This is a genomic window from Aeromonas taiwanensis (genome assembly GCF_000820165.1).
Lineage (GTDB): Bacteria > Pseudomonadota > Gammaproteobacteria > Enterobacterales > Aeromonadaceae > Aeromonas > Aeromonas taiwanensis.
In genome coordinates this window covers 39,215-56,857 of sequence record NZ_CDDD01000084.1, presented here as the reverse complement: position 1 = coordinate 56,857, position 17,643 = coordinate 39,215, and the positions used below count along the sequence as shown (strand labels likewise).

The window sequence follows — 17,643 nt, the reverse complement described above, 5'->3', positions numbered from 1 at the left end:
GTCCACGCCGTTGTCATCGAGGCCGTTGCCCAGGCCGCGCCCACCCCCATGACGATCCCCCCCGGCGTGGCGCTCTCCGCCGCCATGTTGTTCGCCCCCGGCATGGCGATCGCCTCCTGCATGCTGGTCACCGCCACCGCTGCTGTCGCTACCGTGACTGCCGCCGCTATCGTCACCGCCACCGCTGCTGTCGCTACCCTGGCTGCCGCCACTATCGTCACTGCCACCGCTGCTGCCACTACCCTGATTGCCGCCGCCGCTATCACCACCACCGCCGCCGTCACTGCCACTGTCGTCGCCACCCTTGTTGTGAACGATCAACCCATTGGCGATATAGCTGTGGCTGCCATCGAGGATCAGGTTGAACAACGCCGTGGTGGGCGCAGCGTCAAGCCAGCAGAGGGACTCCACCAGCAGCAGGACGGGGTGCGGGGCCAGCGCCAGAGCTCCCGCGCTGGTGGCGACCGGCCGGCCCAGCAGGTGCATGCCGGTAAAGAGCGGCAGCACGGCCAGGGTCGGGTTTTCGGTGCGGGTCATGGCCGGCGCGATGGCTGCCCAGCCACGGGTGGTCAGGAAGGGGTGCTCGGCGGTAAAGAAGGGGGCCAGCCGGTTGATCCCGTAGAGCCTGCGCGCGCCCAGCAGTACCCGCTCGATCGCCAGGATCCGGTTGCGGTGGCCATGCTGGTCCAGTACCTCTTCACCGGCCAGCAGCGTCTCGATGGGGCGCTCGCTGCCATCGGCCATGACGATACGGGTACCGGCAATGAAGCAGGACTTGGCATAGGCCTGATTCGGCTGCCACTGGTGGTGGCTGAAATCATAGGTGTACGGGGTTGCAAACAGGGCCAGAGCGATGGCGGAACCCACCAGCAGTCGGCGCTGGCTGGGTGTGAAGGAGGGCAGTGACATGGGGAACTCCTTGTCGGTATTTGGGCACTCCTTCGAGTATAGGGAGGGAATGGGGGCGACATCTGCGTCGACCAGTTGAAACCCTTGTCATGCTATCTACCCTGAAAAACGATTGGCGTCGGCCATAAAAGTGCGTAAAATCGCATCCTCGATGCTTGTAGCAACGAATCCCGCCTAAAAAGCCAGTTTCATGCCCTCCCCAAGCAGTGAAAGGTAACAAGTGACGCCCTTCGGCCCATTTTCTGCCTTGAAAATGTCTTGTGATGACTGAAAAGTGTCAAATATCCCTGTCAGTTATCAAAAAATTAAGGATACCCATGTTTTCCTTGGTCAAGCAAAGCGTCGCCGGGCTGCAAATTCTGTTTGTCGCCTTCGGTGCCATGGTGCTGGTGCCCCTGCTCACCGGATTAAACCCCTCCATGGCCCTGCTTGGTGCCGGTGTCGGCACCCTGCTGTTCCAGCTCTGCACCCGCCGTCAGGTGCCGATCTTCCTCGGCTCCAGCTTCGCCTTCATCGCCCCCATCATCTATGCCACCCAGACCTGGGGCCTGCCCTCCACCATGTTCGGTCTGTTCGCCGCGGGCTTCATGTACTTCATCCTGGCGGCCGTCATCCGCGCCCGGGGCATGGGCTTCGTGCACAAGCTGCTGCCCCCCGTGGTGATCGGCCCGGTGATCATGGTGATCGGCCTGTCGGTGGCCCAGGTGGCCTGCAACATGGCCATGGGCCGTGCCGGCGGTGAGCAGGTGGTGCCTGCCACCACGGCACTGACCCTGGCGGGGATTTCGCTGGCGGTTACCCTGATCGCGGCCGTCTTCTGCAAGGGCTGGATCAAGCTCATCCCCATCCTGTGCGGCGTGATTGCGGGCTATGTCTCTGCCGTGCTGATGGGTCAGGTGAGCTTCGACGGCATGGTCAACGCCCCCTGGCTGGCGCTGCCCCACTTCGAGACCCCGGAGATCAACTGGGCTGCGGCCCTGTTCATGCTGCCGGTGGCCATTGCCCCCTGCATCGAGCACATCGGCGGCGTGCTGGCCATCGGCGGCGTGACCGGCAAGGACTACACCAAGAACCCGGGTCTGCACCGCACTCTGGCCGGTGATGGCATCGGCGTCTGCTTCGCCGGCCTCATCGGTGGTCCCCCCGTCACCACCTACGCCGAAGTGACCGGCGCCGTGATGATCACCCGCAACTTCAACCCGGTCACCATGACCTGGGCCGCGGTGTTCGCCATCATTCTGGCCTTCTTCGGCAAGTTCAACGCCCTGCTGACCTCCATCCCCATGCCGGTGATGGGCGGCATCATGCTGCTGCTGTTCGGATCCATCGCCGCCATCGGCCTCAAGACCCTGGTGGAGTCCAAGGTGGATCTGGGTCTGTCCCGCAACATCGCCATCGTGGCCGTGACCCTGACCGTGGGCGTCGGTGCCCTGGAGATGAAGATCGGTGACTTCGCCCTGGCGGGCGTGGGCCTGGCCTCGGTGGCGGCCATCCTGCTGAATCTCATCCTGCCCCAGCACTCGGAAGAGGGCGCGATGGAGAGCGCCAAGGATTAAGCGTCGTCACTCCTTTATTCGACAAGAGGCCACCTTCGGGTGGCCTCTCTCTTTTTTGCTGGCGTCACCACTGACCCCGGGCTATCCATCTCAAGCGGCTACAATCAGGAGCATCGTTCACAGGTAGAGGAACAGGCGATGAAGAAGGCATGGATGCTGGCCCTGTTGGGGCTGATGGGCAGCGGCGCGGCCGAGGCGGGCGCTGTGCGCTACGAGGTCGAAGGCCAGCCGTTCGAGGGGTATTACTTGGCGGCCGCCGACAAGCAGGCGCCCCTGGTGCTGCTGGTGCACGACTGGGACGGGCTGAACGGCTACGAGATCAAGCGGGCCGAGATGCTGGTGGCGCTTGGTTACAGTGTCTTCGCGGTGGACTTGTTCGGTGCAGGGGTGAGGCCGACCGCCATGGAGGAGAAGAAGAAGCTGACCGGTGCCCTCTATCAGGACAGAGCCAAAATGCGCAAGCTGTTGCAGGGGGGGCTGGCCGAAGCCGGTAAGCAGGGGGGGCGGCTCGACAATGCGGTGGCGCTCGGTTACTGCTTTGGCGGCGCCGCCGTGCTGGAGCTGGCGCGCAGCGGGGCGGATCTCAAGGGAGTGGTGAGCGTGCACGGCGGGCTCGAGACTCCGGCCGGACAAGATTACCGGCAGGCGAAGGGGACGCTGTTGATCCAGCACGGCAGCGCTGACGAGGCGGTGTCCCTCGGGCAGTTTGCGGCGCTTGTCGGCGAGCTGGAGAGCGCCGGGGTGAAGCACGAGGCGACAAGCTACAGCGGCGCCCCCCACGCCTTCAGCGTCTTTGGCTCGGACAACTACCGTGCCGACGCGGATGCGAAATCCTGGCGCCGCTTCATCGACTTCCTCGGGGAGGTGACCAAGGGGTGAGGGGACCCGGATAGGATATACTGGTCAGATGTGACGCTACCCGCCCGGGCTCGGTGTCCCGCGAATCAATACAACAAGGAGTGAAGATATGCGTCAATTGCAGTTCTGGAGCCAACTGTTGATCGTGTTGGTGCTGGCGGGATGCTCAGCGAAAGGGGACACCCCGAGCGAGCAGCGCAACAGCATCTTGCAGATGCGTCAGGAGACGCTCTCGGCCCTGTATGGCCAGAAGCCTGCCATCAGGCAGGAGGTGAGCCGTGCCAAGGGCTATGCGGTCTTTAGCAACTTGAACAACAACCTCTTTCTCCTCAGTGCGGGGAGCGGGTACGGGGTTCTGCGGGACAACAGAACCGGTCGCGACACCTACATGAAGATGGCCACCGCCGGTTTCGGGGTGGGCCTCGGGATCAAGCAGTTCAAGGCGTTGATCATCTTCAACGAGACCGCCGCGCTGGATCGCTTCATCACCTCGGGCTTCGATGCCGGCGCCCAGGCCGACCTGGCGGCCAAGGCAGCTGACGATGGCAAGGTGGTGGTCAGCGAGGCGGCCAACGCCGACTTCCAGCGGGTGAAGGTGTACCAGCTGACCGAGCAGGGGCTGGCGGCGCAGGCCACCCTGCAGGGTTACAAGTACTGGCCTGATGATAATCTCAACGGCAAGTGAGGGCCGGATGGCCCGGTCCACCTCCCAGGCGGCGCTCCATGAGCGCCGCCTGTTTTTTTAAGGCCGTTCAGGCGGGGCGCCCGGCGAGATCCAGAACCCTCACCCACATGGCCCCCTTGCCCACGGGCTGGCGGGAGGCCAGGGTCAGCTGCCCACTCTCGGGGTCGATGCGGTGCACGGCCACCTGATCGGACTGCTGTCCGGTGGCGATGAGCCAGCGGCCGCCATGGTCGATGGCAAAGCCGCGGGGGCAGGCCTCGGTCGGGAAGTGGGCGAGGGATGTGAGGGCACCGTCCCGGGCATCGATCCCGAACAGGGTGAGCAGGCTGCTGGCCCGCTCGCTGGTGTAGAGGAAGCGACCGTCCGGGGTCAGGTGCAGGTCCGCTCCCCAGCGCTCGCCCTCATAGCCGGGGGGAAGCATGTCCAGGCTCTGGCGGGCCTCGATGCGGCCGTCCGCCTCCCTGTGGTAGCGATTGAGGGTGCCGTCGAGCTCATTGAGGCAGTAGAGATCGCCGTTGGTCGGGTGCAGCGCCAGATGGCGGGGGCCTGCGCCTTGGGCGGTGTGCAGATCCCCGAGGGGGTGGGGGGTCAGCCTGTCTTCCGTTAGAGTGAAGCGGCGGATGGCGTCTTCCTTCAGGCAGGCGACCAGCAGCTCCGGTTCACCGTCATGCCCCGCCAGCCACGTCACCGAGTGGGCCGCCATCAGGCCGTCGAGGCACTGGTGAGGGGGCTGCATCCGACCTTGCTCGTCCATGCGCGACACGCTGGCATGGTTGAAGGCGTAGGAGGCGGCGAAGAAGAGGCGGCCGCTCCCATCGGTGCAGGTGTGGGAGGCGCTGCCGAGCAGCGGTGCCGAGGTCGGCGTCCCCAGCCGGCCGTCCGCTGCGATGGGGTAGCTCAACACCCGAAAGTCGGGGCGTACTCCGGCGTGGATCCAGCGCCTGTCGGGGCTTATGACCAGGGGCTGCACCTCGCCGCCGGTCTGCACCTCCTGCAGCGGCAGCAGCTCTCCCTCCGCCAGCTGAAACACATGGATCAACCCGCTCACCGGGTTGGCCACATAAACCACTTGTTGCATTACATGCTCCTTGGCGACGGCCATCCGTCGGGATGAAGTAGGAGAAGGCGGGGGCTTTCCCGCCGCAGGATATCAGATGTGGGTCAGGATCTCCTGGATGACGGGCACCACGGAGAGCGCCAGCAGGGTGGCCATGACCAGGTTGAAGCGGCGGCGGGCAAGGGGGCTCGCCAGCCAGCGCTTGAGCAGGGCCCCGCACAGGAGCCAGAGCCCGACGCTCGGGAACGAGACGATGAAGAAGGTCAGGGCGATGGTCAGGTTCTGCTGGTGGAACCCGGCTCCCGCGCTGGTGAAGGCGGCGATGGCGCCGGTGGCGACCACCCAGGCCTTGGCATTGACCCACTGGAACAGGGCGCCCTTGAAGAAGCCGAGGGGGCGGGCCTGAGTGCTCCCCGTCACCTCGCCCGCCGAGCGGGCGATGAGCCAGGCCAGATAGAGCAGGTAGAGGGTGCCCGCGCACTTGATGAAGAGGTGCAGGTCGGGGAAGAGGGTAAAGAGCTGGCCGAAGCCGAGGCCCACCAGCAACAGCATCAGGGTGAAGCCGACGCAGATCCCCATGAGCAGCGGCAGGCTCTTCCTGACCCCGAAGCTGGCACCGGCGCTCATCACCATGATGTTGTTCGGCCCCGGGGTGACCGATGCCGAGATGGCAAAGAGCACCACGGCATAGAGAGAGTCCATAAGGTTCCTCGGGATGACAGTCCGTTGTCTTCCCTATATTGGGGGACTCTCTGTGCTTTCAAGGCGTGGGCGGGGACGAAAAAAAACAGGCCCCATGACGGGGCCTGTGCAAGAGAGCGGGATCAGGCGGAGGGATTCTCCGCCGGCGGCAGGGCCGGACGGGACTCCACCTTCTGCTCTTCTCCCTGCATGTTCTTGATGTAGACGTCCATCTGGTTGAACGCGATCTCGATGCCGTGCTCGCGGAACAGCACGTCGATGCGGCGGTTCAGCTCGTCGATGGCCGGGTTGCGATCCCCCAGTTCGCTCACGAAGAAGCGCAGCTCGTGATCCAGGGTGCTGGGCCCGAAGGTGAGGAAGTAGACGATGGGTTCGGGATCCTTCAGGACCCGGCTGTTCTCCATGGCGGCCTGATTGAGCAGCTTGCGGGTCAGCTCCAGATCCGAGCCATAGGCTACCCCGACCTTCACGATGACACGGGTAATGGTGTCACTCAGGGACCAGTTGATCAGCCGTTCCGTCATCAATTGCTGGTTCGGGATGATCACTTCCTTGCGGTCGAAGTCGGTCAGGGTGGTGGCGCGGATGCGGATCTTGGAGACGGTGCCCGAGAAGGTGCCGATGGTGACGGTGTCACCGATCCGTACCGGACGCTCGAACAGGATGATGATGCCCGAGACGAAGTTGGAGAGGATCTCCTTCATGCCAAAACCGATACCGACGGACAGACCCCCCGCAACCCACTGCAGCTTGTCCCACTGGACACCCATCATGGAGAGTGCCACCAGGGAGCCGACACCGATCAGCACATAGTTGAGCATGGTGGTGATGGCGTAAGCGGTGCCCTGGGCCAGGTTCAGCCTGGACAGTACCAGCACCTCCAGGAGACCCGGCAGGTTGCGGGCCAGGGACAGGGCGCCCCCCAGCAGGAGGAGACCGATCAGCACGTCGCTCAGGCTGATGGGGAAGAGGACGGCGTTGGCACCGGTCCCTTCGCTCTTGTGCCACAGCACCATGCTGTCGAGGTAGGAGAAGATCGCCACCAGATCGGACCAGAGCCAGTAGAAGGCGACGCCGAACACCAGCAGCAACATGATGCGGGTCAGACGCAGGGACTGCTGGCTGACCTCTTCCAGATCCATGGGCTGCTCTTCGATGGTTTCACCGCCTTCTGCATCTTCCTGACTCTTGTGCTCGCGCTTGGCCACCGCACGGCGGTAGGCGAGGCGACGGGCCGCGAGCTCAAGACCACGCAAGGCGGTGCGATAGACCAGGCCCCAGATGATGAGGAGGTAGAAGGACTCGATCAGGCGGCCGGTCAGCTTCAATGCGGTGTAGTAGTAACCCAGGCCTACCAGCACGATGAGCGCCACCGGTGCCAGGGCCAGGGCCATGGCGACGAGGGACTTCTGCATGCTCGCCTCGCCCTTGATGCGGGCGCGGGAGATGGGGAAGATCAGGTAGGCAGTCAGGCCCAGCAGGACCAGGGTCAGCACCTGGCCGATCACGTCGTTGCCAAGGGTGGAGGGTTCCACCACCGCCTTGGTCGAGAGCATGATGAGGGGCAGCAGGGGCAGCCAGAGGTAGCGCATGCTGTTGCGTTTGGCCTGCAACTCGTCACGGGGGATGCGGAAGTGGGTCTCGCCGATACCACTCGGGCGCATCACCGACAGGTAGACGCTGAACACCAGGTAGCCGAGTGCCAGGTTCAGGGTGATCTGGAAGATGAGACGCGGGCTCAGCAATCCGCAGTAGGTGAGCAGCAGACCGGCGGCCAGGATGAAGAGGCTGCCCGGCAGGCGCTGCAACACGGTATAGAGCAGGGCGCGAGGGGTGTGCCACTGGCTGTCCTGGCGGAAGCGCCCCAGATCCTTGGCGATCCGCTTCTGGCGCTCGAGCAGGGCCGACCGTTTCCACATCAGCAGCCCCCCGATCAACAGCAGCGGCAGGGCGAGCAGGGAGATGGGCAGCAGCATGTCGCCCCAACCGCTCCAGTCAGGTTTGAGTACCCAGTCGGAAGCCTGTTTGTAGGCCAGCGCAGGCCAGCTGAAGAACCACTTGCCGTCGATGGGCTTGTTGCTGCTCACCCAGAAGATGTGCTGTTGCAGGGTGAATTCGATGGAGGCATAGACCCGGGTCAGCTGCTGCTGGGTCAGTTGCAGGCTGATGGCGTTGGTCAGCTGGGCATCCATCTGGCGGTTGAGCTGGTCCAGCAGGCTGACGCGCGTGTCGATCAGCTTGGCCAGGTTTGCCCTGTCCTCCTCGCTCACCGTCTCGCCGCTGCTGGCGATCAGGTTGTCCAGATACAGGTTCTTCTGGAACAGCTGGTCACGCTGCTGACTCAGTTCGAACTGGGCCAGATGCAGGTCGGCGATCTGCTCCTCCAGGTTTTTCACCAGGGTGGAGGGGACGGCTTCCAGCTGCTGGTAGAGCTGGTAGAGGATGCGCGACAGCAGCAGGTTGCCCTTGAGCATCTGTACCTGTTCGTTGAGGTTGCGCTCGGTCTGGGTGCCGCGCTCCAGCCAGCTCTTGGCCTGCAGATTCTTCTGGGCGAGGGAGTTGAGGTTGGTGGTGGCGCTGATGAGCTGCTGGCTGAGCTGGTGGTTGATCTCCTGCTCTTTCTGCACCAGAGGGTTGTCCTCGGTGGCGACCAGCTCACCGGTCTGCTCTGCGGTCTTCTCGGTGTCACCCAGGCGCTTGGCGCTGCTCTGCTCCTGCAGCACCTGGAGTTTCTGCTCTTCGCTCGCGAGGCGCGCCCCCTGGTAGTCGCGCTGCTTGATTGCCAGATCCTGCATGCTGGTGCGGTTGTCCAGCTCCTTCTGCAGGTTGGCCAGCTGCAGATCCAGCAGGGCCAGCTCGGTATTGAGCTTCATCTTCTCGGCGCTGCTTACCCCGTCACCGGCGCTGAGGCGGGTGCGGATCTCCTGGCTGCGCTGGTAGGCCCGGCTCATGCTGGCCTGGGCCCGTTCCGGCAGGGTCTGCAGGCTGGTGAGGCGGCTTGCGATGGCGCCGATGGCTTCCTGGGCAGCCTGCATGTTGGCCAGCACATCGGGCTGACGGCTCTCCAGCTCGTTCAGGCTCATGCTGGCGTATTCGCTCTTCAGCTGTTCCAGGCTCTTGCCCTGGGTCAGGGCATCGAGTTTGGTGCTGATATCCTTGAGCTCGGACGGCAGGGAGCGGATGCGCTCGCTCAGGCTTTTGGCCTTGATCTTCTCCTTGTCGATGCTGTCGAGCAGGGAGAGGGTGTCCGTCAGGAACTTCTGGTCTGCCTGCTGGCTGACGGTCTCCGCCTTGCCGAGGGCATCGATGGCCCGCTGTACGGTGGCGCGCTGAGGCAGCTCTTGCGCCATCGCCGTCGGGGAGCCGAGTGTGATGAGTAAACAGAGCAGCGGCAACAGGGCGGCCGAGGCTCTTTTGAATCGTGTAGAGAACATAAAACGTCCGGGTGTATATGCGAGGTTCGGGTGATTTTCCACCAGGGGAAAATCCGCGTGGATTCTAGCACCGGTACAAGAAGGGCTGCAGGGGGAAAGAGAAAAAAAAACGGCGCCTCGTGGCGCCGTTTCATCGGTTCAGGCGTACTTACAGCACGTGAACGGAGGCGGTGTTGGTGGTACCGCTCGGTACCAGGGCACCGGAGACCATGACAACCACGTCACCCTTCACGCCCATGCCGATTTCCAGCGCGGCTTCTTTGCCGATGCGATAGAAATCGTCGGTGGAGGCGATGGAGTCAACCACGTGAGTCACCACACCCTTGGTCAGTACCAGCTGGGCAGCGGTCTTCTTGTTGGTGGTGATGGCCAGGATCCAGGCTTTCGGGAAGTACTTGCGGATGGCCTTGGCAGACTTGCCGCCTTCGGTGGCGACCACGATCAGCGGGGCATCCAGCTTCTCGGAGGTCTCGACCGCACCTTTACATACCGCTTCGGTGATGCGCAGCTTGTTGCTGTCGTTGGCAGCAGACAGGTTGGACGGCATCACGGAGTCAGTACGCTCGCAGATGGTGGCCATGATGGTCACGGCTTCCAGCGGGTACTTGCCCTTGGCGGATTCGCCGGACAGCATGACCGCATCGGTACCGTCCAGGATGGCGTTGGCCACGTCGCCGGCTTCGGCGCGGGTCGGACGCGGGTTCTTGATCATGGAGTCCAGCATCTGGGTCGCGGTGATAACCACTTTACGCGCCTTGTTGCACTTCTCGATGATCATCTTCTGGGCGAAGATAACTTCTTCAACCGGGATTTCCACACCCATGTCGCCACGGGCGACCATGATGCCGTCGGAGACAGCCAGGATCTCGTCGAAGTTGTCCAGGCCTTCCTGGTTTTCGATCTTGGAGATGATCTGGATGTTCTCGCCGCCGTGGGCCTTCAGGTGCTCACGGATTTCCAGCACGTCTTCTTTCTTGCGGATGAAGGAAGCAGCAACGAAGTCGACGCCCTGCTCGCAACCGAAGATGAGATCGCGCTTGTCTTTCTCGGCCAGGGCCGGCAGCTTGATGGAGACGCCAGGCAGGTTGATGCCCTTGTTCTCGCCCAGATCGCCGTTGTTCAGCACTTTACAGATCACTTCGCGCTCGGTGATCTCGATGACGTCCAGACCGATCAGGCCGTCGTCAACCAGGATGCGGTTGCCGACGCGCAGGTCGCTGGCGAAGCCGGCATAGGTGACGGCCACTTTGTCTTTGTTGCCAACCACGGTCTGGTCGGTGGTGAAGGTGAAGGTCTGGCCGGCGACCAGGGAGACGTCGTTGCCGCCTTCCAGCTTGATGGTGCGGATTTCCGGACCCTTGGTGTCCAGCAGGATGGCTGCTTGCTTGCCGGTTTCGGCCATGACAGCGCGCAGGTTGCTGATGCGACCACCGTGCTCGGCGTAATCGCCGTGGGAGAAGTTCAGGCGCATGACGTTCATGCCGGCATCCAGCATCTTGCCCAGCATTTCTTTGGATTCGGTCTTGGGACCGATGGTGCAGACGATTTTGGTCTTTTTCATGTCAGTCTTCATGGTTAAGGAATTTCCGCCGTGCAATATACACCAGTTTTTGGATACTTTTTATGATCCAGAAACAACGTTTTGAGTGAAAACTGCCTCATTTTGAAAGATAACGTTTTCGCTCACTGTTGATTTTACGGGCTAAAATAATTGGTTCCTCCATGTACCGGTTCATTTGGTACCCACCCTGTGTCCACTTGGGTGTCGTTCGGATGTTGTTAAATAACCAACATGGTGACATGAGCGACAGGGGGCTTCATGGTCGACCGTCACCAAGTGTAGTGGGGGGGCCGTCGGTTGCCAGCACAGGCGACGACAAAGGGGATCTGCAAAGTAACAAGGCGCCGCTGTCACCAGCGGCGCCTTGTCGTTGTCTGGGCGGTTTAGCCGAAGAACCAGTAGCCGCGGTTGACCAGCCGGGTCAGCAGCTGCAGGAAGCCGGCCTGATCCGCGAGCTCCACCAGCTCATCCTGGGTAATGATGTCCTTGTCGCACAGGAGCGAAATGGCGGCCGGATCCTCGCTCGGCAGGGTCCAGGCCTCGCCATCGATGTAACAGGTCCGGCTCTCGCCGCTGAACCAGACAGAGCGCAGCCCCGGCACCTTGATGGCGGGCTCGCCCTGGCTCAGCAGGTCGGCCACTTCGTCGGCGCTGTAGTCGGGCTCCATGGGGCTCACGTCCAGATCGTGCTTGGCCTCGGAGATCATGGTGCCAAACCACTCCTTGAACAGGGTCTCGTCATCGAGGGCCTGCTGCATCAGCTCCCGCAGGCGGTGCAGCTCAAAGGGCTGGATCTCGCCGTGGCGGGAACGAGGCTGGAGGTCGGGGTCGCCGTAACGCTCGGTGCGCATCTCGTTGTCAATCAGGTGATCGGCAAAGGAGGAGATAAGCGCTTTTGCGTCAGGCGCGCGGAAGCCCACGGAGAAGTTCAGGGAGGGCTCGATGGCGTAGCCCTCGTGAGGGAATCCGGGCGGAATGTAGAGGATGTCGCCCGGCTCCATGATGACGTCGATGATCGCCTCGAACGGCTCGCAGTGCAGCAGGGCGGCGTGGGCGGCGAACTCGCTGAGCGGCTTGGCATCGCCCACGCGCCAGTGGCGTTTGCCCTGGCCCTGGGTGATGAAGACGTCGTAGTTGTCGATGTGGGGGCCGACGCCGCCATGAGGGGTGGAGAAGCTCACCATCACATCGTCAAAGCGCCAGCCCGGGATGAACTGGAACGGCACCGCCAGCTCGTGTACCTCGGGAACCCAGTGGTTGCAGGCCTGCACCAGCACGGTCCAGTTCTCCTCGCCCAGGTGATCATAGGATTCGAAGGGGCCGTGGGATGCCTCCCATTTGTTGTTGAAGCGGGTCACCAGGCGCGACTCGATCACGTCCTCCATGGCCAGCCCCGCCAGCTCGTCCGGGCTGATGGGATCCTGAAAGTCGGTGAAACCGCCCTTGATGAGGAGCGGGCGCTTCTGCCAGTAGTGCTCGAGGAAGTGAGCGATATCCAGATTGAGTTGGTACATGGTGCTTCTCGTATCTTGTGAGAGAGGGCTTGCCCAAGGCGGGCTTGGGCAAGGCCACTCGGTTCAACAGGGTCCTGACTTGAACATAGTGTTGCCGGTCGAAAATAGCAGGGGCCCTGTGGCAGTGCATGCACAGGGCCCCTGACGTCTTCGGCTATCCGCTTATTTCAGCAGATCGACCAGACGCTGGGCGTCGCCGATGTAGTTGGCCGGGGTCAGCTTCTTCAGCTCCACCTTCACTTCTTCGGGCAGTGCGAGGGTGTCGATAAAGGTACGCATCCCTTCGGCGTCCACGCGGCGGCCACGAGTCAGCTCTTTGAGCTTCTCGTAGGGCTTCTCGATGCCGTAGCGGCGCATCACGGTCTGGATCGGTTCGGCCAGCACTTCCCAGTTGGCGTCCAGATCGGCGGCCATGGCATCGCTGTTGGCTTCCAGCTTGGAGATGCCCTTCAGGGTCGCCTGATAGGCAATCAGGGAGTAACCCACCGCCACCCCCAGGTTGCGCAGCACGGTCGAGTCGGTCAGATCACGCTGCCAGCGGGAGATGGGCAGTTTGCTCGCCAGGTGCTGGAACACGGCATTTGCCAGACCCAGATTGCCTTCGGAGTTCTCGAAGTCGATGGGGTTGACCTTGTGGGGCATGGTGGAGGAGCCGATTTCACCGGCGATGGTGCGCTGCTTGAAGTGGCCCAGGGAGATGTAGCCCCACACGTCGCGATCGAAGTCGATCAGGATGGTGTTGAAGCGCGCCATGGCGTCAAACAGCTCGGCGATGTAGTCGTGCGGCTCGATCTGGGTGGTGTAGGGGTTCCAAGTCAGGCCCAAGGAGGTGACGAACTCCTCGGAGAACTGGTGCCAGTCCACTTCCGGATAGGCGCTGAGGTGGGCGTTGTAGTTGCCCACGGCCCCGTTGATCTTGCCGAGGATTTCGACTGCCATGATCTGCTTGAGCTGGCGCTCCAGACGGTAGGCGACGTTGGCCATCTCCTTGCCCATGGTGCTCGGGGTCGCCGGCTGGCCGTGGGTGCGCGACAGCAGCGGCATGTCGCGGTACTCGACGGCCAGGCGCTTGATTTCGCTGATCAGCTTCTCGCAGTAGGGCTTGATGACCTCTTCGCGAGCGGTCTTCAGCATCAGGCCGTGGGAGTTGTTGTTGATGTCTTCGGAGGTGCAGGCGAAGTGGATGAACTCGCTAACGGCGGCGAGCTCGGGGTTCACTTCCACCTTCTCTTTCAGGAAGTACTCCACCGCTTTCACATCATGGTTGGTGGTGCGCTCGATCTGTTTGATGCGGGCGGCGTCGCTCTCGTTGAAGTCGCTGACAATGCCGTCGAGCAGGGCGCTGGCGGCCGCACTCAGGGCAGGGACTTCCGGGATCCCGGCGTGGCTGGCCAGTTTTTGCAACCAGCGAACCTCGACTTCGACGCGAAAACGCAGCAGACCGAATTCAGAGAAGATAGGGCGCAGGGCATCGGCCTTGTCGCCATAACGACCGTCAATCGGGGAAACGGCAGTCAGCGCGGACAGCTCCATGGGGTGAACTCCTGATGATTGGTGTGGGGGATTCGTCGCCTCTCGTGTCTTGGCCGGGTCGTCATCCAGGGGGATGTGCGGCTGTTCACCCTGGTGTCGACCCCGTGCCCGGGCACGAGCGGATATTTAGTAACGTTTGGCCAGCTCCACCATCTTCTTGCGCGCGAAGATGATCTGGGTACGGCTGCCGCCCAGCTGGCGCCACAGCACCACGGCGCGGATGCCGGCCAGCAGCAGGGCGCGCACCTTGTGCTGCACCAGGGGCTGCTGCAGGAACAGCGGGGTGCCCGCCACCTGGATGCGCGGCCCGATGGGGCTGATAAGATCGCTGTAGATGCTCGCCATGTTGGCCAGGATCTGCTCGTCGAGCAGGTCGAAATGCTGTTGCTGGCGGCCGATCTGGCTGATCCGCTCCCCCAGCATGTTGAGGATGTCCTTGCGCTTGGCCAGCTTGCGCTCGAGCGCAATCAGGCTCACCACGTAGCGGGTCAGCTCGGCATTCTTCTGGCTGCCGTCGGCGCCCAGCTGCTCGACCAGTGCGCGGTAGCCGTCGCGAATGGCGAGGTGGTTGCCGAACACGTCCAGCGGCTGCTTGGGGTCGGTGACCAGGATGCTGGAGAGGCTCTCGCGCAGGGAGGCCTCGTCACAGGTGCCGTCGCGGGCCACCTTCTGCACCAGATAGGCCGCCTGGCAGATGCCGGCGAAGGCCATGGTTCTGTCTTGGAATTTGTCGCTCATATCTTCACAGCCCTGTTCTGTTCATCCGCCGACTGATGGCGCAGTCGGCCAGGATCCGGCCTTGGAATGGGTGGCTCACGCTTGTGGCCTTTTGTTCACGCTTCAAACAGGCGCGAGCCCGTTGGCCGAAGGTGTCTGCCAAGGGCCGCACGTTGCGGCCCTCGCTGCTCATCACACCGGATGGCTGAAACGCTGCTCTATGATGCCGCCACCCAGACATACTTCCCCGTCGTAGAAAACGGCGGACTGGCCCGGGGTCACCGCAGCCTGTTTCTCGTCGAAGATGACCCGGATGGTCTCATCGTCGATGGGCTGGATGAGGCAGGGGATGTCCTGCTGGCGGTAACGGGTCTTGACGGTGCAACGGCGCGGCTCGTGAATGGGGGTGCGATCCACCCAATGCAGCTGGCTCGCGATGAGGCCGTCGGAGTAGAGGCGGGGATGCTCCCCTTGCGCCACCACCAGGGTGTTGCGCTCCACCTCTTTGTCCACCACGTACCAGGCCTCCTCGGTCGCATCCTTCATGCCGCCGATCCCCAGGCCCTTGCGCTGGCCCAGGGTGTGGTACATCAGACCCTGGTGCTCACCTATCACCTTGCCATCCACGGTTTCGATGGGGCCGGGCTGGGCGGGCAGGAACTTGGCCAAGAAGTCCTTGAACTTGCGCTCGCCGATGAAGCAGATGCCGGTGGAGTCTTTCTTCTTGGCGGTGATGAGATCGAGCTGCTCGGCGATGCGGCGCACCTCCGGCTTTTCCAAATCCCCGACCGGGAACAGGCTCTGACCCACCTGGGTTTCGCTCAGGGTGTAGAGGAAGTAGCTCTGATCCTTGTTGGTATCCAGACCGCGCAGCAGGCGCGGGCGGCCGGTGCTGTCGTCACGGCGCACGTAGTGGCCGGTGGCGATGTAGGTGGCCCCCAGCTCTTCGGCGGCAAACTCCAGGAACGCCTTGAACTTGATCTCCTTGTTGCACAGGATATCGGGGTTCGGCGTACGCCCTGCCTTGTACTCTTCCAGGAAGTGCTCGAACACGTTGTCCCAGTACTCGGCGGCGAAGTTGATGGTGTGGAGTTTGATCCCCAGCTTGTCGCAGACGGCCTTGGCATCAGCCAAATCCTGGGCGGCAGAGCAGTACTCGTCCGTGTCGTCTTCTTCCCAGTTCTTCATGAACAAGCCTTCGACCTGATAGCCCTGCTGCTGGAGCAGGTAGGCCGAGACGGAAGAATCCACGCCGCCGGACATGCCGACGATCACCTTGATTTGGCTGTTGTCTGTCATTAGTCGAAGTTACCAGTTCGTTTAAACGGGGCGTATTCTACCAGAGTTTTGCGCCCCCGGTCACATCTCCATGCCGCCTTGCCCATCGGGAGCCTGGCAGCGGGAAATCGTTTTTCTTGTCTCGGCCCCATAGCATCAAAAAGAGCGTCTAATGGCGCTTAAATGAAGGCCTTGAGGGCCGACAGCGGCAAGCGGGTACCGGACAGATAGTCCTGGATGCACTGCCACACCAGGGGGCTGCGCAGGGCCGGCTTGCACTCGGCGATCTCCTCCAGGCTGAGCCAGTGGCAGGCAAGCACGTCGCCGTCGGGATCCTCTGGATGGTGCTGACCCGGCGCCTTTTCAAGGTCGAAGATGACGGCGGTGCGCACAAAGGTGGCCTCGCTGTCCGCCGGCTTGTAGAGATAGACCCCGAGCCAGGCGGTGGGAGGCACGGTGAGCCCCGTCTCCTCTTTCAGCTCGCGGCAGGCGGCCTGGATGAGATCTTCCCCAGGCTCCACATGGCCGGCAGGCTGGTTGAAGCGGCGCCGGCCCGCTATCTCCTCTTCTACCAGCAGGAAGCGTCCCTGCCAGTGCACCAGGGCGGCCACGGTGAGGCGGGAGGAAAGGGGGGGATGTTCGATCATAGGGACTCCTTGTCTCGTTGGGCTCGGCCTGTGTGGGGCGCTCGATTCAGCTGCGTTATTTACTGCACGATTGCCAGGCCATGGCCGCCCGTTATTCCGAGGGTTTGGTGCGAGCCGGTCGGCGCGCAGTGCCACGCCCGCCGCTGCGATTGGCCGGGCGGGGGCTCGCTTCGCGGCTGTCCCGCCCTTGGCGTTGCTCCTGGTGTTGGGTGTTGCGGGTCGGTCGGGCCGCTCGCGGTAGGCTGTTGTTGCCGGCACCTTGCGGCCTGGCGGATGCGTGCGGCTTGCCGTGCGCAGCAGATTGCCGCGGGGCCGGCGCCAGCTCGGGAGCGGGCAGGGCGCGGCTCTCGCCGGGCGCCAGACCGTCGAGGGTCCACTCCCCGATGGCGTAGCGGATTAGGCGCAGTGTGGGGTGGCCGATATGGGCGGTCATCCGCCGCACCTGGCGGTTGCGACCCTCGACAATCTTGATCTCCAGCCAGCAGGTGGGGATCTCCCTGCGCTCGCGAATGGGCGGGTTGCGTGGCCACACCGCAGGCTCATCCATGATGCGCGCCCCGGCGGGCAGGGTCATGCCGTCGTTGAGCTCCACTCCGGCGCGCAGGGCGGCCAGTTTCTCCTCGCTCGGCACGCCTTCCACCTGTACCCAGTAGGTCTTGGGGGTCTTCTCCCCCGGCTGGGTGAGGCGCGCCTGCAGCTTACCGTCGTTGGTAAGCAGCAGGAGTCCCTCGCTGTCGCGATCGAGCCGGCCCGCGGCATAGATGCCGGATTCGGTGATGTAATCCTTGAGGGTCTCGCGACCCGCCTCGTCGGTGAACTGACAGAGCACCATGTAGGGCTTGTTCAAGAGCAGCAGCTTGCGATCGGCAGGCGCCGGTGCCGGTTTGCGCTCCTGCTCTCTGGCTGTGCGCGGTTCATCCCGGCGCGGGGCCTGGCGCGGCGTGGCGGCACGTCTGGCCGTGGTGTCGGCATCGGGACGAGAAGAGAGGGAGAGTCGAGGGCGGGCTGATTTCATCGCGTGCATACCAAAAGCAGGGGATGCCGGAGTGTACCACAGGGGGGCAGTCGACGGGATGCAGGGTTGAATGGGGCGGGATAGGGGGGCCCGGAAGAAGGCCGCACGAGAGAAGGGCTGGGAAAGACCGCCAATCCGGCGGCTCGAAAGTGCCAAACACCCCCGGTGTGGGAGTTG

At 63.1% G+C, this 17,643-nt stretch carries 14 protein-coding genes; 3 read left to right on the top strand and 11 right to left on the bottom strand.

The features are described 5' to 3' along the window. A partial coding sequence (locus BN1136_RS14625; protein WP_043808777.1) for a hint domain-containing protein occupies positions 1–909 on the bottom strand: 909 nt, incomplete at its 3' end. A gap of 317 nt (positions 910–1,226) precedes the next feature. On the opposite strand from BN1136_RS14625, the gene BN1136_RS14620 reads away from it, so the two are divergent. From BN1136_RS14620 to BN1136_RS14610, 3 genes are all read left to right on the top strand, one after another. Beyond that, a complete protein-coding gene (locus BN1136_RS14620; protein ID WP_043808776.1) occupies positions 1,227–2,465 on the top strand; it encodes a uracil-xanthine permease family protein in 1,239 nt (412 codons plus the stop codon). Between the two features lie 138 nt (positions 2,466–2,603). Next, the gene (locus tag BN1136_RS14615; protein ID WP_043759087.1) at positions 2,604–3,344 is read left to right on the top strand and encodes a dienelactone hydrolase family protein; all 741 of its coding nucleotides are present in this window, start codon (positions 2,604–2,606) and stop codon (positions 3,342–3,344) included. An 88-nt stretch (positions 3,345–3,432) separates the two neighbouring features. Further along, positions 3,433–4,008, top strand: coding sequence for a lipid-binding SYLF domain-containing protein (locus BN1136_RS14610; RefSeq protein ID WP_043759089.1), 576 nt, complete (start codon positions 3,433–3,435; stop codon positions 4,006–4,008). Positions 4,009–4,075: 67 nt separating this feature from the next. On the opposite strand, the gene pgl is transcribed toward BN1136_RS14610, so the two are convergent. From pgl to BN1136_RS14560, 10 genes are all read right to left on the bottom strand, one after another. Further along, complete coding sequence (pgl, locus tag BN1136_RS14605) at positions 4,076–5,086, bottom strand: 6-phosphogluconolactonase (protein WP_043808775.1); 1,011 nt, start codon at positions 5,084–5,086, stop codon at positions 4,076–4,078. Between the two features lie 72 nt (positions 5,087–5,158). Next, positions 5,159–5,767, bottom strand: a complete 609-nt coding sequence (locus BN1136_RS14600) for a LysE family translocator (RefSeq protein WP_043759094.1) — start codon at positions 5,765–5,767, stop codon at positions 5,159–5,161. A 122-nt stretch (positions 5,768–5,889) separates the two neighbouring features. Further along, positions 5,890–9,201 carry a mechanosensitive channel MscK gene (mscK, locus tag BN1136_RS14595; RefSeq protein ID WP_043808773.1) on the bottom strand — a complete coding sequence of 1,104 codons (3,312 nt, stop codon included), beginning with the start codon at positions 9,199–9,201 and terminating at the stop codon, positions 5,890–5,892. Between the two features lie 148 nt (positions 9,202–9,349). Beyond that, the gene (pykF, locus tag BN1136_RS14590; protein ID WP_043759114.1) at positions 9,350–10,762 is read right to left on the bottom strand and encodes a pyruvate kinase PykF; all 1,413 of its coding nucleotides are present in this window, start codon (positions 10,760–10,762) and stop codon (positions 9,350–9,352) included. 383 nt (positions 10,763–11,145) lie between these two features. Next, positions 11,146–12,276, bottom strand: coding sequence for a ribosomal protein uL16 3-hydroxylase (locus BN1136_RS14585; protein WP_043759116.1), 1,131 nt, complete (start codon positions 12,274–12,276; stop codon positions 11,146–11,148). Positions 12,277–12,438: 162 nt separating this feature from the next. Further along, positions 12,439–13,809: an adenylosuccinate lyase gene (gene purB, locus BN1136_RS14580; protein WP_043759118.1), complete on the bottom strand. Its 1,371-nt coding sequence runs from the start codon at positions 13,807–13,809 to the stop codon at positions 12,439–12,441. A gap of 126 nt (positions 13,810–13,935) precedes the next feature. Further along, a complete protein-coding gene (gene hflD, locus BN1136_RS14575; protein WP_043759119.1) occupies positions 13,936–14,547 on the bottom strand; it encodes a high frequency lysogenization protein HflD in 612 nt (203 codons plus the stop codon). A gap of 171 nt (positions 14,548–14,718) precedes the next feature. Continuing rightward, entirely contained in the window at positions 14,719–15,825 is a 1,107-nt protein-coding gene (mnmA, locus tag BN1136_RS14570) for a tRNA 2-thiouridine(34) synthase MnmA (protein ID WP_043759120.1), read from the bottom strand. Between the two features lie 158 nt (positions 15,826–15,983). After that, a complete protein-coding gene (locus BN1136_RS14565; RefSeq protein WP_043759122.1) occupies positions 15,984–16,451 on the bottom strand; it encodes an NUDIX hydrolase in 468 nt (155 codons plus the stop codon). Between the two features lie 91 nt (positions 16,452–16,542). Continuing rightward, positions 16,543–17,475 (bottom strand): pseudouridine synthase, encoded by a 933-nt coding sequence (locus tag BN1136_RS14560; RefSeq protein WP_043759124.1) that lies wholly within the window; start codon positions 17,473–17,475, stop codon positions 16,543–16,545. Between the last annotated feature and the right edge of the window lie 168 nt (positions 17,476–17,643).